Genomic DNA, 12,741 nt, shown 5'->3' with positions numbered 1-12,741 from the left:
AAAACGATAAACAGTACGTCTTCGCTCTCATAAATGCATTCCTGAACCAACCCAAATTACACAATCAATGATGTGAAACCAACACTACTCAATGAGTAGCGTTGGTTATTTGTATAGCTTTCATCAAAATAAGCAACCTCATTGCTATATCTATAATTTATCTTACGTAAAGATATAAAAAGAGGTAGTTTACTAAAACCTAATTATTAATAAAAATGCCGCACGAAAGGGTTCGTGTGGCAGCTTGGGGCAAATGCAGTGATTTATTTTTATTATCAAAGCCAAAGACTTTGCGCAACGAGGTAACTTTAAAAGTTAGCTTAATTATTTTTACTTAATTTATTGCATTTACATGGAGATGGGGCACCACCTATGTTTGTGGTGTCTAGATTTAGGTAATAATTATTCTCCTTATTTTCAATAAATAATGTTAAACTATCTTTCTTTTTAGAAACATAATCTCCTATTTTAATTTTATTTTTCCATTGATTAAGAAGGGGTAAGCATATTTTGCCAAAATTCAAATAAGGATACATATGATTTGTTGTATCTGCAACCTCTCCTAAGTATTTATATTTGTTCATTACAATTGGTGAAAAATCATTCAGAAAAAGCTTTTCATCTGATTCGAAAAAATCAGACATGCTTTTTTTTTCTAAATTAAAGCAGATGAACAAAAAAATAAAACCAATAAGGGAAATCAAAAACATTATTTTATTACTACTTTTCATATTTGCATTTTATGTTTTTTATGTTTTTTATGTTTTTTATGTAAAGATATAAAATGAGGTAGTTTACTAAAAAGTAATTATTATTAAAAATGCCGCACGAAAGGATTCGTGCGGCAGCTTGGGAAATTTTATTCCCAATCTAACATATTTTTTAAAATGCCCGGATTATATATTTTATCATATCCTGTTTGGTCATAAAATATAAAAGTAATGATTAATGGTTTTTGGAGATAATTAGGATTACTATTCTTAATATAATATTGGACATATTTCCGTTTTTATAAATAGTATCTTTTATCTTTATATTTTCCCTTAAATTAACTATAGCATTAATTTTTATGTAATTTTTATGTAAAAAATGCTTTTCCATAGATATTACACCTGGGTACTCTTCACTTTCATAGATTAATGATTTGTACTTACTCCCATCATCTTTTTCTACAGCACTTAAAAATTCAGTTACCGTTCGTTTTATTTTTCTTTCAGCTGAAGCTTTAGTATTGCAAGATATTAAGGTAATACCTAACAGTACTAGTAAGATTTTTATTCTCATTGTCCTCCGTTTTGTTGTTTGTTTTGACGATCCATCCTTTCTTGTTCAAGTTCTTTTCTTTTCTGCACTTCAGGGCTGTTACGAACAATGATTCCATTTTTTTCGCATCACTGAATTTGCAGTATTGACAATATTAGATTTTGAAACTAAATTAACTACCGAATTATTTCTTTTATTAATATCTTTTGGTAGAGAACCATCGAATACATATTTGGCTATTTCTGTTTTTTTCTTACTATCTAATTTTAAATCCGCTTTATTAACAACGTCTTGTGCTTTTTGTATAGCATCAAACTGTTTATTTAATTTATCCATGTAATTAATTGCTTTTACATTTTTGTCCGTTGCAATCATCCCTTTCACTCCTTCGATTCCCTTATTTACAACATTATATAATTCGACAACACCTATTACCCCTTTAAATGAAGAAGAATTTTCCGCTCCTTTTGCAGTCGAATTCGTAGGATACGTTTCTGCAGTCATTAAATCGGGATCAGGAGTCGAAGGTTTATAATTTAAATAAGACATATAATCAGGTAGTGGCTCCCTTGTGTACACATCATATTCTGTCATACCTGTTGATGTTATTAAACCTCTTTCCTCCAATAATTCAGCTCCTTCTAATTCTTTACCCAAGCCCATTTTATTTTCCTGAAACGCATAAGTAGAATTATACTGATATTTTTCCGCAAGAGGATCTATATTAAAGAATCGCCCTACATCTGGCATATAGTTCCTCCACTTAAACGAGTAAAACCAGTCTCTTGTAACTCTTGCCCTTGATACTTGTATTGATAAGCATTCTGCGTTGTCATTGTATAATTATGCAGTAATCCAAAAGGATAATAATTATTGACTTCTACAATTTCACCGGGTTTCCAGTAATCGATACACATCGGGACTTCAAATGGAGGATTCCAGGTACCTTCACATTGCTGAACATGGTACTGCCTGGGTTGTATTATTCCGTCCTTATTGGTATCTGTATAACTTAGTCTTACATTTCCCAAATGGTCGGTAAAATTATAGATATATTGATCATTAATGGCATCATAGTATCCTTCTGCAGTAGGAATAATTCTTAACTTTAATTCAGGAGCCTCATTAGGTTCCGGTAAAGATATTACGTATCCTCCGCCTACAACAATTCCTACTTCGTGTTCATACATTGCTTTATACTGAAATCCATCCAGAATAGTTTTGATTAAGTTCCTGTTGGTTTTCTTTAGCATAAAAACCCATCGCATTTGCGATGGATTTTGTTTATTTGGAATTTTCTTTAGGTGGTTTCGGCATATTAGGATAACCACCTGAATTATTATGATTAGGTACAGAATGATACAGCTTATTTTCAAAGGTTTTCTTATACAATTCTATATAATCAGCATTATTCAATTCAAAATAATCAACTTTTATTGATTCAGTATTAAATGGAATTTTATATCTAACAGAATTTCTAAAATATAAATTCAATGTATCATTAGAAAAACTACATATAAAAGGGTCTAGACCTTTTAAACTATTAGTTTTATCAAAATCTTTTACATCAATTATTTTTTTATTTGTTATTACTGTAAATTGTTTATCACCAGTAGCACCTATGTTAATTGTCGATATATATATTCTTTCTCCTTTGCTGGAAACTATTTCACTCTGATTTAATTGCTGACTTCCTAAATCATTACTACAAGATATTATACTTAAAAATAATGATGTTATATAAAGGTAATTTTTCATAATGTTATTTATTGTTTTCTTTTTCACCAGCTTTTATACCTTCCAAAATTCTCCGTCCAGAATATGGCTCTTCGCCATAATATGGTGCTGGGCCGTAACTATTACCAAAGAATAATACACTACCAATAAGATTATAATTAAGAATTGCATGTGGCGAGCTCAATAATCCTTTTTGATAAGCTCCTGCCATTTTCATATATGTTCATATATGTTGAACGAGAAAGTACTTATTAATAAAAATATTGTTGGTTTATAGAACACAAAAACCTCACAAGATGCAAGGTTTTGTGACATTTGAATTTTATTTAGGTGCCGGATAACAAAATGAACTATTATCAAAACTTCTTTCATACAATTCTACGTAATCAGCACTATTCAATTCAAAATAATCTATTTTTATTGATTTTACCCATTTAAAGTTATATTTTTTATTAATTACGAGTTTTTTCATTATATTCTTTTTCAGTAATTAAAGTGTCTTGCAGAATTTTTAAGCTACCAATTTCTTTCTTATATTCATATATAATATTAGATGATGGCTTATAACATTTCAGATATAATGTATCCTTACCTTTAAAATAAACATCAATAACAGAACCAAAATTTCCATGAAAAATAATATCTTCTTTATTATTTTTTTCTATAGCAACATAGTTTGTAATATCTGAAATTGTACTTACTTGAAAAAAAGTAATTTTAAAATTTCCATTATCAATAGTTTTGACAATAATTCTATTTTTTTGTTCTTGTTCTGCTGTATTTTCTTTCTTGCAACTATATAAGCAAGTTAAAATCACAAAAAATAATATTCTCATTATTAATTTTTATATCTGTTCTGTAAGCGAATCTTCCATAATAACCATGAAAAATATATTATCCTGAAAATGTATGCTCTCCATAAAATGGCCAGCCTTGATTATACCCTGTAGCTCCTTTATTTGGGGATTGGTTATAGCTTACATTCCAAAATGATTTGTAATTGTAAAATTTAAAATTTTTTAGATTAAAAAAAAATTGTATGTTCTAAAAAAAGAGTAACAACTCCGTATTATACAGTTAATACTAAAATAATGAAAGATATTAAGAATAAAAATGAGAATCCCACGATTATATAATCGTGGATTTTCATTTTTTTGTAATCTATTATTATTGAAATAATTAATATAGTTTGTAGTATTATTCCAAAATAGAAAATTATATTTAGGAGCCCTTGTAATTTTCTTGGATTTACTATTTCAAAAATAATATTTGGCAATAAATAGTTATATAGCCGATACCTTATTAATATGCAAATTATTAAAACCAATAATAAGAAAGTCCTTTTCTTTTTCATATAATTATTTTTTATATACACCTTTGTAAAAATGTTTATGTCCTCTCCAAATTGCGTTTTGATCTCTATTACTCTCATTACCAAATTCGTTTAGTCTTGCACCCCAAAGTGCTTTTTCAGAAGAAAGGCCGATATATTTTGTCCATGCACCCCACATAAAATTACCAGCATCAAAAGTATTATAGATCATATTTACATTATCAAATCTGAAAAAAGCATTTGGAATAAACTTATCTTGCAAGTTTTCGTTTGTAACCTCAACCTTATTATTTTGTAAAATAGGAACTAAAAAACTATATGTAAAATCAGAACCTTTTCCTACACCAAGATTATATGAATTTAGAAACAAATCAACGTAGGAATTATATTTGCTTCCTATATTATCCACACTGTTCATAAGAATCAGCTGATTGGCATGATGTACACCTTTTACTTGTGATTTTAAATCAGAAAATGAAATAGGATAATATAATCTATCACCTACATTAAAGTATTGAGAGAATATATATTTATCATCATGTTGAGAATCATTAAAAAATAATTGTTTTCCACCTTCATCAAAGAATCTATTAGGCTGACCATTTCTTAATACATTACTGATAATTCCTTTACTATTAACAGTTACATCATCAGTAGGTTTTGAAATTGAATTTCTCAAATTTATAAAAGCTTGTGCTGCTGCTGTTCCTGTAAGAGCTTCTCTTCCATCAGGATCAATAAACATAATGGGATTGTTAAGCGCATAATTATATGTTGAAAATCTTCTTGATTTCTCAGCCAGCGGATCGACTACTCCCCATCTTCCAATATCAGCCATGTACATCCTCGCTCCATAATCATACATTCCTGTCTCTTGGAGTTCTTTACCGTTGTACTTGTAACTTTACTTACTGTAATATTTTCCTATTGAGTTTGTTGCTACAAATGTTAGAGGTATCTCTTTGTAGTTCGAAGCCTTATAAATTGTGTCTTTTTCTATAATTAAAAATGCTCCCAATTGTTGCATATTAGAAACTGTAGGTTTTTTAGGAACGACGCTAAATATATATTTTTGATTTGGTTTAATTTCTTCTAATGTTCCTAATTTTGGCTTTTTATAATTATTTTTATTATAATAATTTTCCTTCAATGATAAAATTAGTATAGTATCGTTTTTTTGATTTAATGCTTTAAATTTAAATGCATATTCATATTCTTGTATATCAATTACTAGACATTTAAGGAAAATATTATCTCTCTTATTTCTTAAAGAAGAGCAACCAACAAAAAAAAGTAGAAGCCCCGAATACAATATTAAATTTTTCATTTTTACTTAGATAAGTCATTAATTAATAATTCTACATTTAATGATGGAATAGCAGAATCAGATTTATTCATATACAATTTACCATCAATAGGATCTTGTGAAACAACTGGAACAATATGTCTGGGGTCTATTGATTCTGTTTTATTATGTGCATTATTATAAGCTTTAAATTCAGAAGTTGTATTATCAAATGTTGGTGCTCCTATGCCAGGAGAATCAACACCTCCTATATATGATTCTAAAACTTCGTGAAGAACGGACACTCCTTTTTGAGCCTGATAAAAATTATCTATCTTTTCTGTTTGTTCTGGATTTACAGTCTGACTTGTAATTGTTACCTTATCCGCGCTCCCGTTGATTGAAGAATCAATGCCTAAACTAGCTTGCTTACTTCCACTATATGCACCACCAACAAACCAATGTCCAGATTTTGTATAATTAGAAGATGTTGCATCCACATTTACTTTAACTTTCGAATCAGTTGTTGCAGATAGTAACTTTTTGTCTGCATCAGTTTTAGCATTACCTGAAGCAGTAACTTTACCATTATCATCCATTTTTAATTTTAATGATGTTGACTGTTGTAACTGTTTAAAAGCTTCTTTCGCTCTATCGCCCGTAATAACAACATCATTAACCCCTCGTCCATCCGGATCAATAAACCTAATAGGATTATTTACTGCATAATTGTAAACGGAATGTCTTCTATATTTCTCCGCTAGCGGATCTATCACACCCCATCTTCCAATATCCGGCATATACATTCTCGCTCCATAATCATACATACCAGTTTCTTGTAGCTCTTTCCCGTTATACTTATATTGATAATTAGGATTTCCTGCCAAAGGATTATATCCCTCATGTTTTAACCCAAAAGGATAAAAATTGCTTTCTTCAAGAACTTCTATGTTGCTCCCATTATTAAGGTAGCTCAATCTTACGTTTCCTAAGTGATCAGTATAATTGTAAATATACTTATTTTTTACAAAATCAAAATAACCTTCCGGGGTTGGATAAAATTCTAATGCCGTCACTACAGTTGATCCTCCTCCTCGGGGACCTCCGCTTGTTACAGACTTTGTTTTATATTGGAAACCGTCAAGATAATCAGTTATTTCGGTTGATAATTCGGTTGCTGTACCCAAAGGATCGTAAGGTGCATATTTGTAGATTTTCTTTAATTTCACTCCATCTGCTCGGTATAGATGTGTAGTATTATTTCTCACAATTCCTGTTCTTGTAGAGAGTCCCGCATTAAATAATATAAAATCAGGAAGATTTAATACATTATAAGTAATACCTAAGATCCCTTTGTCCCGATGAATCGTCATATTGCCATTAAGATCGTAAGCGATTGTATTTCCCGATGTATCGGGATAACCACTGTATTGACCGGATAGATCAGTCACGTTGCTCAATGTGTTACCTGTGTAATTATAATTAAGGTTATCAATTGTCATTGCGGTGCTGCTTCTCGGTAATATGCCTTCAGATCTTTTAAGATTTGTAATATTTCCGTTCAGATCATAGGTCATTTTTTCAAAATATTCTTTGGCTGCAGGATTGACCTCATTTTGATAGAATCCTGCTTGAAGCCTGTTTAATCCGTCATATACATAACCATATCTTCTCAGATTGTCATTAGGGTTTGTACCTGTTTTCCATGATACTTCTGCAATATTTCCGTTATATCTTGGCTTTACTTTAAGGTCTGTATAATCGGAATTGGGAGTTTCCAATCCTTCTACCTGATTATAGTTGATCTTGTATCCAAAAAGATCAGTTCCTAAATCTCCCGGATTGTTAATCTGCGTCATCCAGCCACGGATATTGTAAGCATAATCAATTTTTTGAAGTGGAGTAGTAATATTTGTCCCTCCAACTTTTTTAGATTCTAACTGAGAAAGCTCATTGTATTTATTCTGGGCCAGGATTTCTTTGGGATTAGTATTTACCTGATGTTTATGCACCAGCAATCTGTTTTGCAGATCATATTGAAAAGTCTCTGTAATGACCTTTTCGGTATCAGTATCGAGTCTCTTATGTTTGGTAACGGATTTTAATGGAACGCCGGCAAAATCTAGTTTGGATTCGGTTTTGGTATATCCACCCAAATGGTTGATGGAATATCCTCCCACCGCTCTTCCTTTGGTATCGTAATAGCTGTAATTTTTAGTCCAGTTATCGTCTTCAATGTTTTTTACCAAACTCATTACAGGAAATCCTTTGGTACTTCTTCCATCAGAGGATGGAATATCCGTAAGCAGAGTTGCTCCCTGAATATCTGTAGGAAATGCAGGATTAAAACTGTAAGATGGATAAGTGTCATAATAATTGACACTAAGTAGTTTAAAATTAGTTGTCGGATATGCGGTATTGTTAGTATAATACACATCCATACCACTATTATTCCAGCTAGAAGAACTCCTAACTTCATTATTAGATCCTAACGCCTCTATTGCGTTTACCTGCTGAATCCTGCCTGGAGGACTGTCTAATACGCCTGTATAGATTGGTCTTGAAAACTGATCATATTTAGTGAAGAGCCACTGTCCTTTTATTCTTAAATTAGCATCCTGAGTTAAAACAAGTCTGTCTTGTTTATCATAGACCATATATTCCCAGCCTTTGCCCGGTGTTTTCTTTTCCACTAATCTATCCCAAATATCATAACGATACTGATAGCAGAGATTATTTAAAATATCATCATTAATTGTGGTTGATATGGAAGCTAGAGGAGGGATTACATAAGCTAAGTTCTGATAATTATCATACACATAGTAAGTATCTACATTCTGTACTCCATCATTTTTGCGTACTAAAATGGTTTGTTCTCTTCCGTTTTTAAATTCTATGGAAACATTCCCGTCTTCATCAGTTATACTATTCTTGTACAATTGATTTGCAGCGTATGTCCCTGAAGTAGTTACGGTAGATATTGTTGTCTTATCTGTCCAAACTGTAGAGGTTGTATATTTTTTGACCTCACCATCTATATTAAAATCATAAGCAAATTGAACTGGCTTATTATTCCAATCATTCCCAACTTGCTTTTGTTGTAATATTTTATCTAAAGGTGAGCTTTCTAAAATTTTCTCCGAATAGATCTTCTCTGATCCATAAGGCGTATTTGGAATATTTGCTAACGGAGTCGGAACAATTGCACCATTTAAAGTTCCATCTTGTGGGACTGGAAGATAATCTCTTACCTGTCTCCCAAATCCATCATATTCAATATGACTTACAACATCTCTTCCCAGTGGGCTTGCTTTTACATTAACGACCTGTTTTGGCCTTCCTAATCCGTCAAGATATTGAACTGTTTGAATTTGCTTGGCTGTTGGGCTGGAAGAAGTTACTGCCTCCAAATAAGTTCTGGTCTGTATATAGTTTTCTGTTATTGTTTGTGAATGAAATAAACCTGTCACAAACAATGTACTGATTGGAATTATTATTTTTTTCATCATTATTAGTTTATAGGGAAATAAAATTCGTAATTATATGAGGTATTATTGGGAAGAGCATTTCCTGTTTGTGTTTTTAAAATAACATCCCCATTGGCCTGAATAGTATAGTATACTTGTCCATTATAAGAAGGAAAGTCTGTTAATGGTTTACAAGTACCCGTTATGGTTGCAATCTTTACCCCTGTTGTCCAAGCCAGATTGGTTGAATTGGATCCAGAAGAAAACCCAAAAGATAATTTATAATTAGAATTTCCAGAAACGGAAACACTACCACCTCCTGCAATACCTAATGATGAATTAAAGGAAAGTGAGCAATATATTGGAGTACATGTTCCATTTGAATTGGCTGCATTCTGTCCATTTATATTAATATCATTCTGAACTTTTTGATCTACATCTAGTTGGTCTATTATTGAAGTGTACTGCCCTGCAGGAACTGTGTAATTATAACTTCCCCCTATTGCACTTGGACCACAATTATTTCTTGTAAAAGTCTTACTTTGTAATGAACTATAGAAAGTAGTTGGTGCATAATTATAATTGTTTTCTTTTAAAATTTTCCCATTACTATCAATTATCTGCTTTAGACGGTTAGACGAATCATAAACATATTGTTCTCTGATTCCTGATGGAGGGATAAAATTCGTTACACCCACTAAAGGATTATAAGTATACGCAGTAATTTGATAATTGCTCATTTCAGGTTTTTTCCTTAATGCGTCGAAAGCATTAATCAGGGTCTGTTCACTTGCAGCATCAACATCAAGATCAGACTTATCAATAATATCTTGTAAATATTGACTAACAGACGCATAGGAAGCACCTTCTATTTTAGCAACTGGAAGCGTTTGTTTATACCCCCACACAATAGTTGTTGGAATATTTTCACCGTTTTTATATTCCAATAAATTACCTTTAGTATCATAAGTAGTATAATTTATTATTGTTTTACTGTCTACAGTGTAATTAGGTGGCTGAACTTGGCTGATTTCAACAACAGAAGTAGGATTTAAATGAGAAGTATTATCATATTTTGTTGTAATCTGAGAATAATCGTCCCCTCCCTTGGAAATAACTTTTGAAAGAGGAATAGAAATCATATTCGCATTCATCAATCTTTGGTCATTATAATCATATGGATACGATAAGCTTATACGCTCAGTTCCTCCATCTGGAAAGGTAGTAAGCTTATTTTTTATATTACCCATAGAATATAAATAATCTGACTGGGTGGTAAATGTTTTATTATTTAGATAGTCTTTTTTTATTGACTGTGATAAAAAACTTTCTTTAGAAAAAATAGGATAATAGCCTAGTACTGTTACACCATGTTGGTAAACGGCCCAAGAACCACCCATACCCGCATTACCATTCCAAAAATATCTTGAATTTTTACTTAATGAAGTGCCATATAAAACATCAGAATAGATCTCTGAATAACTATTGTCAGTTTGCTGAATTCTATTCATTGAAGAATCATAAACGATTTCACTTAATACTTTACCATTTTCTGTTGAGTTAGGTGATTTGCTTGAAGGCATACTGATAGGAATTACTCCCTCTTGAAGAAAATAATGAAAATCAGGAGTATTGGAATAGTTGTTTTCAATTGAACCCTTGTTATTATTTTGAGCATCTTTCTCAGTTTTTATTACTTTAGAATAGCCTATGTAATCTCCTTATGATAAAGGAGAAGCAGAGTTATTATTGTTAGAATTCATAGAAATAATCCCTGATGAATACGAGAATCCCTCTCCTAAATTATCAATAGAACTTTGTCTCCACTCAAAGGTAGAATATGAATTTTTGTTAAATAAAAATAAAGGATTTGTTGATATCCCATCAAAATACTTAAATTCAGTTTTACCAACAAACTGATTATCTATATCTCTATTAGTCTGGCTAGCCAGTCTTAACCCATTTCCCACTGTTAATTTTCCATAGTCGTATTGATAAAACAAGTTATTTGCACTGTTTAATTCATATTCAAAAGAAGAAGAACCTTTGGTAGGATAAATTATTTTATTTAAAATGGCTGATTGAGAATAATTAAGGTCTGCTTTCTTAAAATTATTATTATATGCATCATCTACTGGTACGGGAGTGGGGTAATTAAAGTCGTTAGGATTTAAGAAAAGAGTTTTATTCGTAAAACCACCATTAGAATATCCCCAATAATCTACTCCTATTGAATGTTTAGAGGGTAATTGTGTTTCATTATAGCCAAATGTATATGGCTGCTCATTGTTTATTTTCACCGATAAAAGCTTAAGTCTTTTTGTCAATCTATCTGGTGGGAGCGATTGATAAAATGAGCTTAGCATACCTTGATAATATGGAGCCTCTGTTACATTTGCAGAATTTTGAGAATTGAAATAATCATAATTGAAGCTAACTGTTTTGACAATCTGATTTATATTATTTTGCTCTTCAATTTTATCTAGTTTCTGGGTTGGAAAATCAATCCGATCAGAATAATAAAAATTAACTTTTCCAAAATTTCCAGATATTGAATTGATAGGCAAATAATTTTGTTTTGTTGACCAACTCATAAGTGGTGTTGCAAATCCTACACTTTGTGGGCTTTTAAGAGGATTTGAAGATGACCCAGGGTAATAATCATCAAATTCTCCGAGCCCTGAAAAATTTGGTGAATTTGTGGCTAAAGGTAAAGTTGAATGATGAGTAGTTTGGCCTCCAAAAGTATAATTTAGTTTCCCTCCAATTGAAACTAAATTTTGGATATTAGCATATTCATTATACGTAAAGTTTATATCATTATTATTAATGTCTGTTATTTTTGTGATGACATAATTCTTACTTACACTATTCAATGTTGTAACATCTTCAACTTTTGCAAAATAGTATTTTGTACCTCGCGGATCAATGATTGTAAAATACGTATTACTATTGTACGAAATGTTATATCCCCTTTTATTTAGACAATAAAAAGTGGGATTGAAAGTATGAGTAGTATTTCCTGTCGGATAATTATTTACAACAAACTCTAACTTTTCTCCAAATAAATTACAGGTAAATATATCTGGTGAAGTATCGGTATCAACTGTAAAAGGGGCAAGATTATTTAAATCTGCAAAATTTCCATTTAAAGGCAAAAATCCATCAATAGTTTTATAATAAGAATAAGCATCCTTAGTGGGTTGTGAAACAAATCCAGCTGGAAGAGGTTGAACACTATGCGGAAAATAATTATTAAAAGGATTAGCCGACTTTGTAAAAGGCGCTAAATATTTGGCAACATCATCAAAATCACTATACCCCCCTAAAATTGATTGGGTAATTGTGGGAAGATTTATGTCCCAGCCCAATCCAACTGAGCCTGCTTCCTGAGCCACTTTAATACCATTTCCTGAAATATATCGTAACATCAACGGAATTTTAATAGTGCCCGATTCAGCTGTCAATAATGGAATTTGTGGACTATTAGTTCCAGTATATTCTGAATTTTGTATATCTCCATATCTTAAAAAAGTAGCCGTGGATGGAGAATTAGGGAAGTTTTTAAAATAGTATTCACTATATTTATTCTGAGCCCCTATTTTAGAAAAAAGTATTCCTAAAACAAAGCTTAGTATTATGTTTTTCTTCATTGT

General features: G+C 31.2%; 12 protein-coding genes and 1 pseudogene. All 13 read right to left on the bottom strand.

The genetic code is table 11. The features are described 5' to 3' along the window. Positions 1-320: 320 nt before the first annotated feature. Positions 321-731: a hypothetical protein gene (locus SB679_RS05225; RefSeq protein ID WP_410701177.1), complete on the bottom strand. Its 411-nt coding sequence runs from the start codon at positions 729-731 to the stop codon at positions 321-323. A gap of 214 nt (positions 732-945) precedes the next feature. Next, positions 946-1,284, bottom strand: coding sequence for a hypothetical protein (locus tag SB679_RS05220; RefSeq protein WP_410701175.1), 339 nt, complete (start codon positions 1,282-1,284; stop codon positions 946-948). Between the two features lie 78 nt (positions 1,285-1,362). Then, positions 1,363-2,013, bottom strand: coding sequence for a hypothetical protein (locus SB679_RS05215; RefSeq protein ID WP_410701173.1), 651 nt, complete (start codon positions 2,011-2,013; stop codon positions 1,363-1,365). Continuing rightward, positions 2,001-2,531 carry a hypothetical protein gene (locus SB679_RS05210; protein ID WP_410701171.1) on the bottom strand — a complete coding sequence of 177 codons (531 nt, stop codon included), beginning with the start codon at positions 2,529-2,531 and terminating at the stop codon, positions 2,001-2,003. Before SB679_RS05210 ends, SB679_RS05215 begins: the two co-directional genes overlap by 13 nt. A 16-nt stretch (positions 2,532-2,547) precedes the next feature. Next, the gene (locus tag SB679_RS05205; RefSeq protein ID WP_410701169.1) at positions 2,548-3,021 is read right to left on the bottom strand and encodes a hypothetical protein; all 474 of its coding nucleotides are present in this window, start codon (positions 3,019-3,021) and stop codon (positions 2,548-2,550) included. 4 nt (positions 3,022-3,025) lie between these two features. Then, complete coding sequence (locus SB679_RS05200; protein ID WP_410701167.1) at positions 3,026-3,217, bottom strand: hypothetical protein; 192 nt, start codon at positions 3,215-3,217, stop codon at positions 3,026-3,028. Positions 3,218-3,322: 105 nt separating this feature from the next. Further along, positions 3,323-3,472 carry a hypothetical protein gene (locus SB679_RS05195; RefSeq protein ID WP_410701165.1) on the bottom strand — a complete coding sequence of 50 codons (150 nt, stop codon included), beginning with the start codon at positions 3,470-3,472 and terminating at the stop codon, positions 3,323-3,325. Next, positions 3,453-3,836, bottom strand: a complete 384-nt coding sequence (locus SB679_RS05190; RefSeq protein ID WP_410701163.1) for a hypothetical protein — start codon at positions 3,834-3,836, stop codon at positions 3,453-3,455. The genes SB679_RS05195 and SB679_RS05190 overlap by 20 nt, the downstream gene beginning before the upstream one ends. A gap of 1,221 nt (positions 3,837-5,057) precedes the next feature. Beyond that, positions 5,058-5,234: pseudogene (locus SB679_RS05185) on the bottom strand (RHS repeat-associated core domain-containing protein); the annotation flags it as partial. A gap of 3 nt (positions 5,235-5,237) precedes the next feature. Next, the gene (locus SB679_RS05180; RefSeq protein ID WP_410701161.1) at positions 5,238-5,660 is read right to left on the bottom strand and encodes a hypothetical protein; all 423 of its coding nucleotides are present in this window, start codon (positions 5,658-5,660) and stop codon (positions 5,238-5,240) included. A 2-nt stretch (positions 5,661-5,662) separates the two neighbouring features. After that, positions 5,663-9,124 carry a DUF6443 domain-containing protein gene (locus SB679_RS05175; protein ID WP_410701160.1) on the bottom strand — a complete coding sequence of 1,154 codons (3,462 nt, stop codon included), beginning with the start codon at positions 9,122-9,124 and terminating at the stop codon, positions 5,663-5,665. Positions 9,125-9,129: 5 nt separating this feature from the next. Beyond that, positions 9,130-10,668, bottom strand: a complete 1,539-nt coding sequence (locus tag SB679_RS05170; protein ID WP_410701159.1) for a DUF5977 domain-containing protein — start codon at positions 10,666-10,668, stop codon at positions 9,130-9,132. A gap of 138 nt (positions 10,669-10,806) precedes the next feature. Continuing rightward, on the bottom strand, positions 10,807-12,738 hold the full coding sequence (locus SB679_RS05165) for a hypothetical protein (protein WP_410701157.1): 1,932 nt from the start codon (positions 12,736-12,738) through the stop codon (positions 10,807-10,809). Between the last annotated feature and the right edge of the window lie 3 nt (positions 12,739-12,741).

Origin of the sequence: Chryseobacterium sp. SIMBA_029 (assembly GCF_046535275.1) — a bacterium.
In the GTDB taxonomy this organism is placed as follows: domain Bacteria; phylum Bacteroidota; class Bacteroidia; order Flavobacteriales; family Weeksellaceae; genus Chryseobacterium.
This window is presented reverse-complemented; position numbering and strand designations above follow the sequence as displayed.